Below are 15,610 nucleotides of genomic sequence, written 5' to 3' on the forward strand. Positions count from 1 at the left end.
GCCCTCAGTTCACTTCCCGTTCCACTGTCTGCATGTTCACTGTGTGCTTGCCGCGGCCGTTCTTGTCGATCGGCCGCCGGCCGCGCGACCTGGGCACGTCACCGTTTCCGGAGCCGTTGCCGTTCGGCCGCGCGTCCGCCTCGACTTGGATGTCGTAGCGCGCGTACGCGTCCACGATCCGGCCGACGAGCTTGTGTCGGACCACATCATCGCTGGTGAGCGTGCAGAACGCGATATCGTCCACGCCGCGCAGGATCTCCTGCACCACGCGCAGCCCCGACTGGGTGCCGCCGGGCAGGTCGACCTGGGTGGTGTCCCCGGTGACCACCATGCGCGAACCGAACCCGAGGCGGGTCAGGAACATCTTCATCTGCTCGGCCGAAGTGTTCTGCGCCTCGTCGAGAATGATGAACGCGTCATTGAGTGTGCGGCCGCGCATATATGCGAGCGGAGCGACCTCGATGGTGCCCGCAGCCATCAGGCGCGGGATGGAGTCGGGGTCGATCATGTCGTGCAGCGCGTCGTAGAGCGGGCGCAGATACGGGTCGATCTTCTCGTAGAGGGTGCCGGGCAGGAAGCCGAGGCGTTCGCCCGCCTCGACCGCGGGCCGGGTCAGGATGATCCGGGTGACCTGCTTGGACTGCAGGGCCTGGACGGCCTTCGCCATCGCGAGGTAGGTCTTGCCGGTGCCCGCCGGGCCGAGTCCGAACACGATGGTGTGCTCGTCGATCGCGTCCACGTAGCTCTTCTGGTTGAGCGTCTTGGGACGGATCGTGCGGCCGCGGTTGGACAGGATGTTGAGGGTCATCACCTCGGCGGGACCGTGTCCGTCGTTCGAGCGGACCATCGCCACCGAGCGCTCCACGGCCTCCTCGTTGAGCGGCTGGCCGGTGCGGACGATGACCAGGAGTTCGTCGAAGAGCCGGCGGACGAGGGCGACCTCGGCCTCGTTGCCGGAGACGGTGACCTCGTTGCCGCGGACGTGGATGTCGACCTCGGGGAAGCCCTGCTCGACCACTCGCAGGAACGAGTCGCCGGAACCGAGGAGCGCCACCATCGGATGCTTGGCGGGGATCGTGATCTTCGCCTGGGCCTGCGCGGTCGGAGTTGCCCGGGAGTCGGTCCGCGGGGTGTTCTCGGAGCTCGCGCCTCGCGCGTTCGTCGTGGGAGCCATGGGCGGCCTTGGCGGCCTGATCACGCCTCATTTCCGTGCTCGGGAAGCGGTTCGATGCTGCTCAATGGTAACTCTCCGGCCCCCGCGAACTTCGGGATTATTCCGGCGCCGGCCGGCGGCGCGGGATCGTGATCCGGTCCAGGTCGTGGGCGGCGATCGTGTCCGGGAACACCTCGCGGGCCTGGTCCAGGAGCGGGCCCACGTCGGGGTAGCGCTGCGAGAAGTGGGTGAGCACCAGTCGCCGCGCGCCCGCCTCGGCCGCGATGGCCGCCGCCTCGCGGGCGGTGAGGTGGCCGACCTCGTGCGCGAGGTCGGCGTCGGCGTCGGCGAAGGTGGACTCGCACACGAGCAGGTCGACGTCGCGGGCCAGCTCGACCGCGGCCGCGCAGCGCCGGGTGTCCATCACGAAGGCGAACTTCTGCCCGGGTCGGGGCACGCTCACCTGCTCCAGGGTCACCGCGCCGATCCGGCCCTCGCGCTGGAGCCGGCCCACGTCGGGACCGGCCACGCCGTGCGCGGCGAGTCGCTCGGGCAGTATCCGGCGGCCGTCCGGCTCGACGACGCGGTAGCCGTAGGACTCGACCGGGTGGGACAGGCGGCGGGCCTCCAGCGTGAACGGCCCGGCAGGGGTGTGTACGTGCTCGCCCGCGAGCGGGTGCTCGACCAGCACGGCGGCCTCGTGGAACGCGGTCGCGTGGTGCAGTCGGTCGAACCAGTGTTGCCCGCTCGCCGGGAAGTGGGCGGTCACCGGGTGCGGGACCCGGTCGAGCGAGAGCCGCTGGAGCACGCCGGGCAGGCCGAGGCAGTGGTCACCGTGGAAGTGCGTGACGCAGATCCGGGTGATGTCGTGCGCGGCCACGCCGGCGTGCAACATCTGGCGTTGGGTGCCCTCGCCCGGGTCGAACAGCAGCCCCTCGCCGTCCCAGCGCAGCAGGTAGCCGTTGTGGTTGCGCTGCCGCGTCGGGGCCTGGCTCGCGGTGCCGAGGACGACGAACTCCCTGGTGCTCATGTACGCCTAACCGGGAGGCCAGCTCAGCCCGCGGCCGCCGAGGAGGTGCGCGTGTACGTGGAAGACGGTCTGGCCGGCGCCGGCGCCGGTGTTGAAGACGATCCGGTAGCCCGAGTCGGTGATGTCCTCGGCGGCCGCGATCACGGCGGCCTCGGCCAGCAGTGCGCCGGCCACATCGGGGGCCTCGGCGCCCAGTTCGCCGGCGTTGGAGTAGTGCGCGCGCGGGATGACGAGGATGTGCGTGGGCGCCTGCGGGTTGATGTCGCGGAAGGCCACCACGTCCTTGGTCTCGTGGACGATCGTGGCCGGGACGTCGCCGGCGAGGATCTTGCAGAACAGGCAGTCGGCCTGGGGTTCCCCCGCAGCCATGGGTGCCTCCATCGGGTCCGTGTCGATCACGAGCGGTCGCCGTCGATCGTAGTGGGCCGGGCCCCTCGCTCGCGCGGGTCCGCGGGGCGGCTCAGCTCCAGCGGCCGGAACGGGCCAGGAGGACCGAGGCGGCCGAGACGCCTGCCGTGGAGGTGCGCAGTACGGTCGGGCCGAGTCGGTAGGCGGTCGCGCCGACGGCGGTGAACGCGGCCAGTTCGTCCGGGGTGATCCCGCCCTCGGGGCCGACCACCAGGACCAGGTCGCCCTCGCTCGGGACGGCGGCGGTCGCGATCGGCTCGCCGGCCGCCTCGTGCAGGACGCCCGCGAACGAGGCGGCGGCCAGCAGCGCGGTCACCTGCCGGGTGCTCATCGGCTCGGTGACCTCGGGCAGGTGCAACCGACGGGCCTGCTTGCCCGCCTCGCGTGCGGTGGCGCGCCACTTGGCCAGTGCCTTGGCCCCGCGCTCGCCCTTCCACTGGGTGATGCAGCGGGCGGCGGTCCAGGGCACGATCACGTCGACGCCGACCTCGGTGGTCGTCTCCACCGCGAGTTCGCCGCGATCGCCCTTGGGCAGCGCCTGGACCACCACGATCCGGGGTGCGGGGGCGGGTTCCTCGGAGCGCGAGTCGACGTCGATGTAGAGCGTGTCCTTGCCTTCGGTGCGGTTGACCGTGCCGTACACGGCCAGTCCGGCGCCGTCGGCGAGGACGATCGGCTCACCGGCCGCGAGCCGGCGCACCGTGACGGCGTGTCGGCCCTCGGCTCCGTCCAGGACGACCTGCCGGCCGTGCCGGATCGTGTCGCCGGGGGCGAGGAAGACGGGGGCGCTCAAGCGGATGCCTTTCGGGCTGCGGCCATCTCGTCGACGAGCCGGTGGATCACCTCGGCGGCCGGCTCCTCGCGGGCGAGGCGCCAGCCCTGACCGGCCCACAGGGCCAGGCCGTCGGCCTCGCCGCGCGCGGCGGCGGCCTTGCGGATCGGCGCGACCAGGTGGTGGACGTACGGGTAGACCCCGGGGGCCTCGGCCTCGTGCCGGGCGGCGAAGCCGTTGTGCAGCCCCCGCGCCCAGCGGCCGGAGAAGGCGCGGGTGAGCACGCTGCGCTCGAAGGCGGGGTCGCCGAGCGCGGCCTTGTGCGCGGTGGAGGCGACGCTTTCCGGGCAGCGCAGGAACGCGGTGCCCAGTTGGGCGGCGCTCGCCCCGGCGAGCCGGACCGCCTCGACCTGCCGACCGGTCATCAGGCCGCCGGCGGCGATGAGCGGGAGGTCGGTCTCGGCGGCGATCAGGGTGAGCAGCGTGAGCAGGCCGTACGGGGCGGGGGCGGCGGGGTTGTCGAAGCTGCCCTGGTGGCCGCCGGCCTCGCCGCCCTGGACGCACAACGCGTCGACGCCGTGCGCGACGGCGAGCCGGGCCTCCTCGGGGGTGGTGACGGTGGCGACGGTGAGCGTCCCGGCCGCCCGCAGCACGGTGATCGCCTCGGTGTCGGGCAGGCCGAAGGTGAAGCTCACCACGGGGACGGGGCGGGCCAGGAGGAGGTCGAGCTTGGCGTCCCAGTCGTCGCGCTCGACGCCCGGCGCGGGGGTGCCGACACTGCCGCCGTAGCGCGCGGCGGCCCGGGCCAGCGAGCGGGCGTAGCGCGCGGTGAGCTCGTCCTCGGCGCGGGTGGGCGGCGGCTGCGGCATGAACGCGTTGACCCCGAACGGCACGTCACCGACCAGCGAACGCAACTCCTCGATCTCGGCACCCAACGCCGCGGCCGACCGATACCCGGCCGCCAAAAACCCGAGCCCCCCGACACGGGTAACCGCCGCCGCCAACGCGGGCCCGCCGGCCCCGGCCATCGGCGCCTGCACGATCGGCAGTTCGGTCAGCCGGGTCGGATCGACGTTCGTCGCCATCATGCTCCCCGTTCCCTCGATCGACGGCACACCCACAACCAACCCAAGCCTAGGCGCCCCCGACCTCCCCCGAACCGAACCCCACCCACGGACCCGGCGGGCGGCGCGATAGCGGCCGCCGGTACACGAACCCGGCGACGCGGGGCCGCGGAGCGGTCACGTCACGCCTCCGGTTGCGGGTGGCCGGCGCGCGGCCGGCCAGAGTCGGAGATGGGCCGCCGCCGGCGTGCGGGGCTCCGAGACATGGGGCTTCCGGCGAGGCGGGCGCACTGCTCGGCAAACCCGGCCGGCAGCAGGGAGCGGGTGGGTGGCCGGGTCGGGTTCTCCGAGGTCCCTTCCGGGTGGGTCGGGCGTGTTCGGCGCGCGTTGCGCTTGCGGTTGCGGGTGGCCGGTGCGGGGCGGGTCGGAGTCGGTGATGGGCCGCCACCCGCAGCCAAAAGCGCAGCGGAAGCCGGAACACCCGGCCCACTCGGTGAGGCCGCCGGAGAACCCGGCCCGAGCGCCTTCCTGCTCCCCGTTCCTCGGCCGGATTTCGCCGACCAACGCACCCGCCCCGCCGACGCACCGCAGTCCCCGAGCCCCACACACCGTTGACGGCTCGGTCCACGGCCCTGATCGGCCCCGGTGTCACGCGGCCAAAGTGTGCCGTGACCGCTTCGTGTGGCCGGGCCCGGTTACCGGGCGCGGTCGGGTCCAGCCCGTCCGGCGTTCGAGGACGCTCGCCGCAGGCGGCCCCATAGCGCCGGACGCGGCCGAGTCCCGGCCCGTCCGGCGCCTGAGGGCGACGTCACGGCGCGCCGCCGCGCTCAACCGCACCCGTACCCCGCCCGCTACCGGCCGTTGAAGGCGTCCTTCAGGCGGGAGAACAGGCCCTGTTGGCCCGGTGTGAATTGTCCCGACGGGCGTTCCTCGCCGCGTAGTTTGGCCAGGCGGCGGAGCAGTTCCTCCTGCTCCGGGTCGAGCTTGTTCGGCGTTTGCACCTCGACGTGCACGACCAGGTCGCCGCGGCCGCCGCCGCGCAGGTGGGTGATGCCCCGCCCGTGCAGCGGGATCGACTGGCCCGACTGGGTGCCCGGGCGGATGTCGATCTCCTCCGTGCCGTCCAGCGTCTGCAGCGGCACCTTGGTGCCGAGCGACGCCGCCGTCATCGGGATGGTGACCGTGCAGTGCAGGTCGTCGCCGCGCCGCTGGAAGGTGGCGTGCGCGACCTCGACGATCTCCACGTACAGATCGCCCGCCGGGCCGCCGCCGGGACCGACCTCGCCCTCGCCCGCGAGCTGGATCCGCGTACCGCTGTCCACGCCCGCCGGGATCTTGACGGTGAGCGTGCGCCGCGCGCGGATGCGGCCGTCGCCCGCGCACTCGGGGCACGGGTGCGGGACCACGGTGCCGAAGCCCTGACACTGCGGACACGGCCGCGACGTCATGACCTGGCCCAGGAACGACTTGGTGACCTGGCTGACCTCGCCCCGCCCGCGGCACATGTCGCAGGTCTGCGCCGTGGTGCCCGGAGCCGCGCCCTCGCCGTTGCACGTGTTGCACGTGACGGCGGTGTCCACCTGGATCTCCCGGGTGGTGCCGAACGCGGCCTCTTCGAGGGTGATCTCGATCCGGATCATCGCGTCCTGGCCGCGGCGCGTGCGCGAGCGCGGTCCGCGCTGGCTGGCCTGGCCGAAGAACGCGTCCATGATGTCGCTGAACCCGAAGCCGGCCTGGCCGAAGCCACCACCGCCCCCGCCGCCCCCGGAGGACAGCGGGTCGCCGCCGAGGTCGTACATCTGACGCTTCTGCGGGTCCGAAAGGACCTCGTAGGCGTTGTTGATCTCCTTGAACCGGTCCTGCGTCTTCGGGTCCGGATTGACGTCCGGGTGCAGCTCCCGAGCGAGCCGGCGGAAGGCCTTCTTGATTTCCTCCGGGGTGGCGTCGCGCCGTACCCCGAGGACCTCGTAGTAATCGGTAGCCAACTCTACGACTCCGCGAGGATCTGTCCGACGTACCGTGCCACGGCGCGCACCGCTCCCATCGTTCCGGGGTAGTCCATCCGGGTCGGCCCGAGTACTCCGAGCTTCGCCAGTGTTTCCTGCCCACTGCCGTATCCGACGGCGACCACCGAGGTCGCGGCCAGTCCTTCGTGCATGTTCTCGTGTCCGATCCGCACGACCATGCCCGGGTCGGTCGCCTCGCCCAACAGCCGCAGCAGTACGACGTGTTCCTCGAGTGCTTCCAGGACCGGGCGGATCGTGTTCGGGAAGTCCATGCCGAAACGGGTCAGGTTGGCCGTCCCGGCCAGGACGACCTTCTCTTCCTTGTGCTCGACCAGGGTGTCGAGCAGGGTGGCCAGGATGTCCGCCACGATCGGCCGTTCCTCGGCGGTGAACGGCTCGGCGAGATCCTGGACCAGCAACGGCACATCGGCGAACCGCTTGCCGGTGATGCGGCTGTTCAGCCGCGCCCGGACGTCGGCGAGCAGGTTCTCGCCGACCGGGCCCGGCGTGTCCATCACCCGCTGCTCGACCCGGCCCGTGCTGGTGATCAGCACCAGCATGACCCGGGTGGGCGCGAGGGTGAGCAGCTCGACGTGCCGGATCGTCGAGCGGGTCAGCGACGGGTATTGCACGACGGCGACCTGATGGGTCAGCTGCGCGAGCAGCCGGACCGTACGGCCCACCACGTCGTCCAGGTCGACCGCGCCGGCCAGGAAGGTCTGGATCGCCCGGCGCTCGGCGCCGGACAGCGGCTTGACACCCGCGAGCCGGTCGACGAACAGCCGGTAGCCCTTGTCGGTGGGCACCCGGCCGGCGCTGGTGTGGGGCTGCGTGATGTAGCCCTCCTCCTCCAGCGCGGCCATGTCGTTGCGAATGGTGGCCGGGGAGACCCCGAGGTTGTGTCGGTCCGCGAGCGCCTTGGAGCCGACCGGCTCCTGGGTCGCCACGTAGTCCTGCACGATGGCACGCAGCACGTCCTGTTTCCGATCGTCGAGCATGGTGCGCACCTCCCTGACCCGTTCTTCCACCCGTTGCCGTGTCGCGTAGGCGGTGGTTCGTCCCACTGGTTGGCACTCCGTCCCGCCGAGTGCCAGTGTACGGGTCACCCGATCCGGACCGTACCCCTGCGTCCGTGCCAAGGTTGACGCATGCTACGCGCCGAACAGCCGAAACACGCCACGTGGGAGCCGATCGGGCCGGGCGTACTGCGTCGTCGGTTGCCCGGCCTCGAACTGAATGTGGCGGTCGTCACGGGGCGGGACGGGATCCTGCTCGTGGACACCGGTTCGCACGACCACGAGGCCGCCGACATCCTGGCCTCGCTGGCCCGCGAACTGCCCGGACACGGATTGCCCGACCGGGTGGTCGCGGTGGTGAACACCCACGGTCACTTCGACCACTGCTACGGCAACGACGAGGTGCTGCGCGCCTTCCCCGACGCGGAGATCTGGGGCCACGCGGACCTGCCGGAGTACCTGGAGCGGTGGGCCGAGGCCGGGCGGGCGAGCGGCATCCACCACGGGTTCGACCCGGAGCTGATGCGCGCGGCGCGGATCGTGCCGCCGACCCGCCCGGTGTCCACGGGCACGCCGGTGACCGTGGATCTGGGCGGGCGCGAGGTGGTGCTGTTCGCGCCCGGTCGTGGGCACACCGACCACGACGTGGTCGTCCACGTACCGGACTGCGGCGTGCTGATCGCCGGGGACATCGTGGAGGAGAGCGGGCCGCCGGTCTTCGGCTCGGACGCGTTCGCCGCCGAGTGGAGCGATTCGCTGGCCCGGGTGCGGGGGTTGGACGCGAGTGTCTGGCTGCCCGGACACGGCGCGGTCGTCGACGAGGAGTTCGTGATCCGGCAGAACCGTTGGCTGGCCGAGGTGGCCGCCGGGCGCGTCGTACCGGACTGACGTACCGTCACCCGGCTAGCGTCGTGGTCATGCGCAGTTATGGACCCGAGTCGCTGATCCCGGGATGGAAGAAGGACAAGCCCGTCCCGGAGGTCGCGGCCGACCGCGATCTGGTGGTGGAGGAGGCGTCCACCGGCTTCTGCGGCGCGGTGGTCCGGGTGGAGAAGACCCCCGAGGGCTTCACCGTCACGCTGGAGGATCGGCACGGGCGGCTGCGGGTGTTCCCGATGGATCCGCGCGGGTTCCTGATCGATGGCGAGGTGGTCACCCTGGTCCGACCGACCGCCCCCGGTCCGGCCCGTGCCCCGGGGCGCACCGCGTCGGGCTCGATCGCGGTACCGGGCACCCGGGCCCGGGTCGCACGCGCCGGGCGGATCTACGTCGAGGGCCGCCACGACGCCGAGTTGGTCGAGCGGGTGTGGGGCGACGACCTGCGGATCGAGGGCGTGGTCGTGGAGTATCTGGAGGGCGTCGACGATCTCCCGGACGTGGTCCGCGAGTTCGCGCCGGGCCCGGGTCGCCGCCTCGGCGTGCTGGTCGACCACCTGGTACCGGGCTCCAAGGAGAGCCGGATCGCGGGCCGGGTGAGCGGTGACCACGTGCTGGTGGTGGGACACCCCTATATCGACGTCTGGCAGGCGGTACGCCCCGCCTCCGTCGGCATCGCGGCCTGGCCGGACGTCCCGCGCGGCGTCCCGTGGAAGGAGGGCGTCTGCGCGGCCCTCGGCTGGCCGGTGAACCCGCCCGCGGCCTGGCGCCGCATCCTCGCGGCGGTCGACTCGTACCGCGACCTGGAACCGGCCCTGCTCGGGCGGGTCGAGGAACTCATCGACTTCGTGACGGCGCCGCCCGAGGGGTGAGGCCCCGGTCGACGCGATGGCCGGCCCTCACCGCGCGCGACCTGCGGCGCTACCGTACGGCGATGGCGCAGGAAGAGATCACCCTCGTATTGCCGGACTCGGCCGGACCGAAGTATCGGTTGTTCGGCGTCTTCGACACCACGTTCGTCCGGTCCGCCCGCTCGGGTGACGGGGCGGCTCGGGAGACGCGCAAGGACTTCGCCGACCCGGCCGCCGCCGTGATCGCGCTGCGCCGGGAGGTGGGCAAGGCGATGCGCGCCGGGTTCGTGCGACTGGGCGGGGCCGAGGACCCGGTGGTGCTGGAGTTCATGCCGCCGGGCAAGACCTCGTCCCGGGCCATGGACCTGCATCCGGACGGGCGCACCGTGCTGATCGCCTACGACGGCGCGATCCGGCTCGTGGACGTGGCGACCGGGGTCCGCCGCACGGTGTACGCGGTGCCCGCAGCCGAACGGCCGACCGGCATCGACACCGCGCTGTTCGACGCGACCGGATCGGCCGTGGTCTACACCGTCGGCGGCTCGACCCGGCGACTGGACCTGGGCACGCTGCACGAGCAATCGTTGGCCGATTACCGGCAGTTCGAGAACGCCCGGTTCAATCCGCACATCGTGCAACCGTCCTGGGACGCGGCCCGGAAACGGCTGGTGGTCTTCGACGCCGACGACCGCGTGCGCGTCCTGGACGCGGCCGGCGCCTCGGTCTGCGAGGTGTCCACCGGATCGCCGACCACCGAGTGCCGGGGCGCCGCGCTGTCCCCTTCGGGTCGGCTGCTCGCGGTGTGGCGGGTCAGTCGCGGGCTGGTGTACGGGCATCGGGACGCGAGCGGTGATCCGACCAACGAGGTCGAGGTGTGGGACGTGGACACCGGCCGCTCGGTCGCGCGGGTGCCGCTGGAGTGGGAGATCGGCGACCTCGGCTTCGATCCGAGCGAGACATTGCTCCTGGTCAACCGGGGCCGGGTACACGGGCCGTTCGCGATCTCGGTCGACACCGGCGAGCCGGTCTGGCACCTCGGTGATCCGCACCACCCGAACGGCTGGGCGACCTGCTACGCGTGGGCCTACTCGCCGGACGGCCGGCGGATCGCGGTGGGCGGTCGTCGTACGAGCGCCCTGTGCGTGTACGACGCGGAACTGCGCGAGCGCGACGCCGTCGCCCTCCCCGGCCACGACGAACAACGCGTCCGCCGCCTGGCCTTCTCCGCCGACGGCACCCTCCTGGCCACCGGCGGCGACTTCGGCCGAGTCTTCGTCCGACGTGTGTAGGGCATCCGCCCCGGCGCGCCGAACAACCCGTCGGCTTCGGCACGGCGCCACTCGAAAGGTGACGCCCGGCCCCATGGCTCGTCAGACGAATCTGCTGGTGCTCAATGTCATCGAGAACGGCGCGGGCAGATCGATCTGCTTGCCGAAGGGGCCGGTGTGACCCTCCAGGTAGTCGTCACCCTTCGGCGTCAGAAAGAGCGTGACCTTGCTCTGCTCTCGATCCACGAGCAGGTACAGCGGAATGCCGCTGCGGGCATAGGCCCGTCGCTTCTGTTCACGATCGAAGCCGGCGCGATACGACGTCACCTCCAGGACCAGGGCAACCCCGGCGCACGGCATCCACGATTCGGCGTCCAGGAACAGGTCCAAGTCCTCGGGCGCGAACGTGCCGTCCGGGATGACGTGGTTGCGGGCGAGTCCCCCGCCGGCGGCCACCACCAATCCCTTGCCGCCGGAGAAATCCATCGGCACGGCCGATCCGCTCAGGATCTGGCGAACCACCGCGCTGATGATGCGCTCGTGATTCCCCATCGGCGGTGGTGTCACGACGATGTCCCCGTCGATGAACTCGGCGCGGAAGCCCAAGGGGGTGTCCAACGCCAGGAAGCCGTCGAGCATGACGTCTTCCTGCGCGGGGATCTCGTGTGCCATGGCAGACATTCTCAACCCCTTCCGTAGTCGACGCGAGCATAGGGACGCGTCGTGCGGGTGACCCGAACGTTTCCGTTCCGGTCACCCGCACGGGTGAACGACTACATGAGGCGGCCCTACGGGGTCTTCGCCGAGGCCGAGAGCGCGGCGATGGAGTCGTCGGTGCAGTCCGCCCAGAAGGTGCCGACGACGTCTTCCAGCTGGGTCATCGAGTGGGCGGCGTACAGGATGTCCTGGTAGTGCGTGATGTCATATTGCATCGTGCCCATCGCGACCAGGTCCAGGTCGCGGATGTCGACGGTGCGGAACTCGCGGATCTCGCCGTAGGAGGACAGGATCCCGGCACCGTATGCCTTGAGCGCGCCGCCCTCGTGCATGACGCCGAATTCGAGGGTGAACCAGAAGACCTTGGAGACGAACTCCAGCGCCTCGCGGCTCTCCACCCGGCGGGCCGCCTCGCCCGCGACCCGGTACAGCGCCGCGAAGCGGTCCGAGGCGAGCATGTTGGCGTGGCCGATCACCTCGTGCACGACGTCCGGCTCGGGGGTGTACAGCGGGACGCTGTGGTGGCGGATGTACTGCGTGGAGTGGAAGTAGGAGTCGGCCAGCGACCCGTAGAAGTCGCGCAGCGGAACCAGGCCGGCCGCGGGCAGGTAGCGGAAGCCGGTGAGCGGCTGCAGCGCCTCGCTGACCTCCTCCAGCTGGGGGATCCGCTCGGTCGGCAGCTTCAGGCGCGCGGCGCCGTCCAGGTAGTCCGCGACCGCGTACTCCGCGTGCGAGGCGGACAGCTCGCGGGAGACCAGGCGCCAGACCTCGTGCTCCTCGTCGGTGTACTCGACCTCCGGGATCGGGTCGCCGCGGTGGTGGTCCAGCGCCAGCGCCGCGATCCGGTTCCGGCGTTCGCGGTAGACCGCGTCCGCGAACCCCGGGTGGCTGCGGGACAGCTCGACCTCGACTCCGCCGTCGGCCCTACGGGTGACCGGGGCCAGATACTGGGCCTCCTCGAACATGCCATCTCCTGATCGCATCGGAATCGACTCGCCGGACAAGTCGCGGCACCCACGCAACCAGTATGCGCCGTTTTCATGCCTTTCAGACCGATCGGGTCGGGGGCCACGGCAACGGGAATCAGCTGCGAGGGATCGCCTCGACGCCCTCATCGCATCATCCGGACGGGCGTCACACAAGGGGCACAGGGGTGCAGACGGCCGCGTCGAACGCACCGTCCACAGACCGAGACGGGATTCCCGCCCGCGTGACAGGATCGCCCGTACATCGGGGAGGGCACCGTCGAGAGGGGGCGCGCGGTGGTGGATTCACACGGCATCGCCGGGGATCGGGCGAGGCGACGCGAGGTGGTCGAGGCACTCACCGAGACCTCCGACCATCTCGACTTCGCACTGGCGATGGTCCGCCGCATCGTCGGCGACCAGGAACGGCTCGGGGAACTGACCGCCCGCATCCGCGAGATCGAGACCCGGCTCCGGGACGACCGCTACTACCTCGCGGTGATCGGCGAGTTCTCGGCCGGCAAGAGCACCTTCGTCAACGCGCTGCTGGCCGACGACCTGCTGCCCACGTCGGCGCTGCCGACCACCGGCGCCGCGACCAGGATCACCCACGGGGAGGAGTTCTCCGTCGAGGTGCGCTTCACCGGCCACGGGATCCGCTACGTGTACCCCTCCGGGCGCTACACCGGGGCGGACAGCCCGCTCGGCCGGATGCTCGCGCACCTCGCGCCGGACACCCCGATCCCCGAGGACACCGCCGGCATCCTGCGCCTGCTCACCGCCGACGAGGCGATCGCCCCACGGGTGCAGAGCCTGGAAGTCCGCCACCCCGCACCGGCGCTGCGCGACGGCCTGGTGATCATCGACACGCCCGGAACCAACGCCCGGGCAGGTCACACGGAGATCACGCGCGCGGTGATGCGCGACGTCGCCGACGTGGCGGCCGTACTGACCGCGTCCACCTCGCCGTCGCCGGTGTCGCTGACCGAATTCCTCACCGATGCGCTCGATCCGGGACAATTGCGCCGCTGCATCATCCTCGTCACCAAGATGGACCACATCGACGAGGACGAACGGGACGATCTGCTCGCCCACGTCCGACAGCGGTTCGCCCGGATGCTCGGTGTGCCCGACCCGGTCCTGGAACCGGTCGCCGCCGAACCGGTGGTGCGACTGGCCACCGGACGGCCGCTGCGCGGCCCCGAACAGGAGCACTGGGCGGAGGAGTTTCCGCGCACCGTGGCCCGGCTGCGCGACCTGATGCAGCGCCAGCGCATCGTCGCGGTCTCCGACCACCTGCTGCGACTCCTCGAGGACCTGCTCGACGAGTTGCGCCGCGAGGTGACGCTGGCCGAACAGCGGCTCGACGCCGAAGAGGCGGAGCTGGCCGAGGCGCGGATCGCCGACATGGCCGCCTTCGTCCGGGCCCAACACGGCGAGACCGCGCGCCTGCTGGGCGCCGGCGCCCAGCGCGCCCAGCAGGCGGTCGGCGGCATGGCCCCGCAGTGGTGGGGCTACACCCGGGACGAGATCGATCGGGCCCTGGAACGCGCGAACACCCCCGACGAACTGCGCGCAGTGCTCGCCGAACAGGCCCCCGAACTGATCCGGCGTGGCCTGCCCCGGATCGGCGACATCGTGCAACAGGCGGTCACCGGCGCGCTGTCGACCGCGGCGGAGACCGCGCGCGCCGCCGCGGACACCGCGTTCGCCGCCGCCTACGCCCGCCTCGGCGCGGTGGCTCGACCGGCCGGATCGGAGGCGGTCACCGTGCTGACCGGGCATCAACTCGCGGACGCGGCGATGCGGGCGTACGAGAACTCCGTCACGGGGGTGACCCAGCAGATCCGGGCCGTCCGACTCGACCCGACCGCGCCCAAAACCCCGGGCGCGCGGATCGGCGGCGCCCTGGACCAGTGGTTCGGCGGCCCCCGCAACGGCTCCCAGGGCGCCCCTCCCGGACGGATCGGATTCGGCGGATTCATCGCCAAAGTGGCCGATTCGTTGTCATCCACCGATATGACGGCCCTGCGGAACCACGCGCGCACCGAAATGCATCAGACACTGCGAACCGTCGCGGACGGTTTGTCCGGACAGATCGACGAGGCCGTGCGCACGGCCACCACGCACTACTCGCAGGACGTCTCGCGACACGTGGACCGCTACCGGGCCACCTACGAGGCGACGGTCGCCGAACTGGTGGCCGAACACCAACGCCGTGAGGATATTCTCGCGGCTCGCAGAAACCTGTTGCAGGACGCGGACAGGCAGACGGAACGGCGTCGCGCCACGGTGAACGGCCAACGCGAACGCCTCACGCACCGGGGGGATTTCGGCAGATGAGCGACTACACGCACGACGACGACCTGTTCGCGGTGGTCTCCGACGACACCATCGACACAGTGGACACCGCCGACGGGGGAAGCGTCGGGGCGGCGCCGCTGTGGGAGACCGACGCGACCGGCGGATCCATCGGCACCTACCCGAACTCCACCCTTCCGTACACGGATCCCAACTTCGACCCGCTGCACGACCCCAACTACGACCCGTTCCAGGCGGACAGCGACGGCGACGGCAAGGTCGACGCGTGGGACCCGAAGGCGTTCGACCCGACCGACGGCAACCAGCCCACGCCCAGTCAGCAGTGGCACGACGACCAGGTCAACAACCCGTACCTGGACCCGTACGGCGACCCGTTGACGGATCCCTACGGCGACCCGTACGGCAGCGACCCGTACGGCGATCCGTACGGCGACCCCTACGGCTCCGACCCGTACGCCGACCCGGCCTCGTACGACCCGAGCACCTACACCGAGGCGACGCCCGCGTCGTGGGGCGCGGTCTACGACGACCAGGGCAACTGGACCTACCACGCGCCGGACTGGTCTCCGGACCAGTTCCACGGCACCGGCGACCCGGTCGGCGACGCCAAGTACTGGCACCAGCAGGCGGGCGACACCAGCTGCGCGGTGGTCTCCCAGGGCATGATCCTGGAGAAGCTCACCGGCATGCCGATGGACGAGAACGCGCTGGTGACCGAGGCCCAGCAGGCGGGCATCTACGACCCCGCCAACGGCACCATGACCGGCGACATCGGCAAGCTGCTCGAAATGCACGGCGTGGACACGGACATGGTCCCGGGCGCCGACATGCGCCAGATGCTCGACGCCCTGCAGAAGGGCGACCAGGTGATCGTCGCCCTCGACGCGCAGGAGATCTGGTCGCCGCTGCACGACGCGACCACCGGCGCGCCGCTGGAGCAGGACCCCACGATGGGGCACGCGGTGTGGGTGACCGGCGTCGACACCCGGCCCGACGGGTCGACGTACGTGCTGCTCAACGACCCGGGCGCGCCGTTCGGCAAGGTCGAGCCGATTCCGCTCGCCGACTTCGTCAACGCGTGGCAGGACCGGGACACCACGATGATCGTGGCCCACCCCACGCACGCCTGATCGTTCGACACCACCACACATTCGACGGGAGT

Annotated in this window: 14 protein-coding genes; 5 read left to right on the forward strand and 9 right to left on the reverse strand. The window is 71.4% G+C overall.

The annotated features are described in order from the left end of the window. Nucleotides 1–4 precede the first annotated feature (4 nt). The 7 genes from ACMXN5_RS09985 to hrcA form a co-directional block, all read right to left on the reverse strand. On the reverse strand, nt 5–1,057 hold the full coding sequence (locus ACMXN5_RS09985) for a PhoH family protein (RefSeq protein WP_380003159.1): 1,053 nt from the start codon (nt 1,055–1,057) through the stop codon (nt 5–7). 214 nt (nt 1,058–1,271) lie between these two features. After that, a complete protein-coding gene (locus tag ACMXN5_RS09990) occupies nt 1,272–2,183 on the reverse strand; it encodes a ribonuclease Z (RefSeq protein ID WP_439674929.1) in 912 nt (303 codons plus the stop codon). A 6-nt stretch (nt 2,184–2,189) separates the two neighbouring features. Beyond that, nucleotides 2,190–2,552: a histidine triad nucleotide-binding protein gene (locus ACMXN5_RS09995; protein WP_439674930.1), complete on the reverse strand. Its 363-nt coding sequence runs from the start codon at nt 2,550–2,552 to the stop codon at nt 2,190–2,192. A gap of 91 nt (nt 2,553–2,643) precedes the next feature. Then, the gene (locus tag ACMXN5_RS10000) at nt 2,644–3,384 is read right to left on the reverse strand and encodes a 16S rRNA (uracil(1498)-N(3))-methyltransferase (RefSeq protein WP_439674931.1); all 741 of its coding nucleotides are present in this window, start codon (nt 3,382–3,384) and stop codon (nt 2,644–2,646) included. Beyond that, a complete protein-coding gene (locus ACMXN5_RS10005; protein WP_439674932.1) occupies nt 3,381–4,451 on the reverse strand; it encodes an NAD(P)H-dependent flavin oxidoreductase in 1,071 nt (356 codons plus the stop codon). The genes ACMXN5_RS10000 and ACMXN5_RS10005 overlap by 4 nt, the downstream gene beginning before the upstream one ends. A gap of 827 nt (nt 4,452–5,278) precedes the next feature. After that, the gene (dnaJ, locus tag ACMXN5_RS10010; RefSeq protein ID WP_078977376.1) at nt 5,279–6,412 is read right to left on the reverse strand and encodes a molecular chaperone DnaJ; all 1,134 of its coding nucleotides are present in this window, start codon (nt 6,410–6,412) and stop codon (nt 5,279–5,281) included. A gap of 2 nt (nt 6,413–6,414) precedes the next feature. Then, nucleotides 6,415–7,431 (reverse strand): heat-inducible transcriptional repressor HrcA, encoded by a 1,017-nt coding sequence (hrcA, locus tag ACMXN5_RS10015; RefSeq protein WP_078979500.1) that lies wholly within the window; start codon nt 7,429–7,431, stop codon nt 6,415–6,417. 150 nt (nt 7,432–7,581) lie between these two features. On the opposite strand from hrcA, the gene ACMXN5_RS10020 reads away from it, so the two are divergent. The 3 genes from ACMXN5_RS10020 (at nt 7,582) to ACMXN5_RS10030 (ending at nt 10,465) form a co-directional block, all read left to right on the forward strand. After that, nucleotides 7,582–8,337: an MBL fold metallo-hydrolase gene (locus ACMXN5_RS10020; protein WP_439674933.1), complete on the forward strand. Its 756-nt coding sequence runs from the start codon at nt 7,582–7,584 to the stop codon at nt 8,335–8,337. Between the two features lie 29 nt (nt 8,338–8,366). Then, nucleotides 8,367–9,197: a DUF3097 domain-containing protein gene (locus tag ACMXN5_RS10025; protein ID WP_439674934.1), complete on the forward strand. Its 831-nt coding sequence runs from the start codon at nt 8,367–8,369 to the stop codon at nt 9,195–9,197. Between the two features lie 62 nt (nt 9,198–9,259). Next, nucleotides 9,260–10,465, forward strand: a complete 1,206-nt coding sequence (locus tag ACMXN5_RS10030) for a WD40 repeat domain-containing protein (protein ID WP_439674935.1) — start codon at nt 9,260–9,262, stop codon at nt 10,463–10,465. Nucleotides 10,466–10,546: 81 nt separating this feature from the next. Here the strand turns inward: ACMXN5_RS10030 and ACMXN5_RS10035 are convergent, their stop codons facing one another. Both ACMXN5_RS10035 and ACMXN5_RS10040 read right to left on the reverse strand, forming a co-directional pair. Further along, complete coding sequence (locus ACMXN5_RS10035; RefSeq protein WP_439674936.1) at nt 10,547–11,116, reverse strand: Uma2 family endonuclease; 570 nt, start codon at nt 11,114–11,116, stop codon at nt 10,547–10,549. 116 nt (nt 11,117–11,232) lie between these two features. Continuing rightward, complete coding sequence (locus ACMXN5_RS10040; protein ID WP_395789406.1) at nt 11,233–12,126, reverse strand: phenylalanine 4-monooxygenase; 894 nt, start codon at nt 12,124–12,126, stop codon at nt 11,233–11,235. 297 nt (nt 12,127–12,423) lie between these two features. Here ACMXN5_RS10040 and ACMXN5_RS10045 point away from each other — a divergent pair, with 297 nt between their 5' ends. Then, entirely contained in the window at nt 12,424–14,469 is a 2,046-nt protein-coding gene (locus ACMXN5_RS10045) for a dynamin family protein (protein ID WP_439674937.1), read from the forward strand. Further along, a complete protein-coding gene (locus tag ACMXN5_RS10050) occupies nt 14,466–15,578 on the forward strand; it encodes a hypothetical protein (RefSeq protein ID WP_439674938.1) in 1,113 nt (370 codons plus the stop codon). Before ACMXN5_RS10045 ends, ACMXN5_RS10050 begins: the two co-directional genes overlap by 4 nt. Nucleotides 15,579–15,610: the final 32 nt, after the last annotated feature.

This window comes from Embleya australiensis (assembly GCF_051903075.1).
GTDB lineage: Bacteria > Actinomycetota > Actinomycetes > Streptomycetales > Streptomycetaceae > Embleya.

Bases quoted from the DNA above. Each gene is read 5' to 3' on its own strand.
- ACMXN5_RS09985 (WP_380003159.1), bottom strand. From the start codon at position 1,057: ATGGTGGCGCTCCTCGGTTCCGGCGACTCGTTCCTGCGAGTGGTCGAG.
- ACMXN5_RS09990 (WP_439674929.1), bottom strand. From the start codon at position 2,183: ATGAGCACCAGGGAGTTCGTCGTCCTCGGCACCGCGAGCCAGGCCCCG.
- ACMXN5_RS09995 (WP_439674930.1), bottom strand. From the start codon at position 2,552: ATGGCTGCGGGGGAACCCCAGGCCGACTGCCTGTTCTGCAAGATCCTC.
- ACMXN5_RS10005 (WP_439674932.1), bottom strand. From the start codon at position 4,451: ATGATGGCGACGAACGTCGATCCGACCCGGCTGACCGAACTGCCGATC.
- hrcA (WP_078979500.1), bottom strand. From the start codon at position 7,431: ATGCTCGACGATCGGAAACAGGACGTGCTGCGTGCCATCGTGCAGGAC.
- ACMXN5_RS10020 (WP_439674933.1), top strand. From the start codon at position 7,582: ATGCTACGCGCCGAACAGCCGAAACACGCCACGTGGGAGCCGATCGGG.
- ACMXN5_RS10025 (WP_439674934.1), top strand. From the start codon at position 8,367: ATGCGCAGTTATGGACCCGAGTCGCTGATCCCGGGATGGAAGAAGGAC.
- ACMXN5_RS10030 (WP_439674935.1), top strand. From the start codon at position 9,260: ATGGCGCAGGAAGAGATCACCCTCGTATTGCCGGACTCGGCCGGACCG.
- ACMXN5_RS10035 (WP_439674936.1), bottom strand. From the start codon at position 11,116: ATGGCACACGAGATCCCCGCGCAGGAAGACGTCATGCTCGACGGCTTC.
- ACMXN5_RS10040 (WP_395789406.1), bottom strand. From the start codon at position 12,126: ATGTTCGAGGAGGCCCAGTATCTGGCCCCGGTCACCCGTAGGGCCGAC.
- ACMXN5_RS10050 (WP_439674938.1), top strand. From the start codon at position 14,466: ATGAGCGACTACACGCACGACGACGACCTGTTCGCGGTGGTCTCCGAC.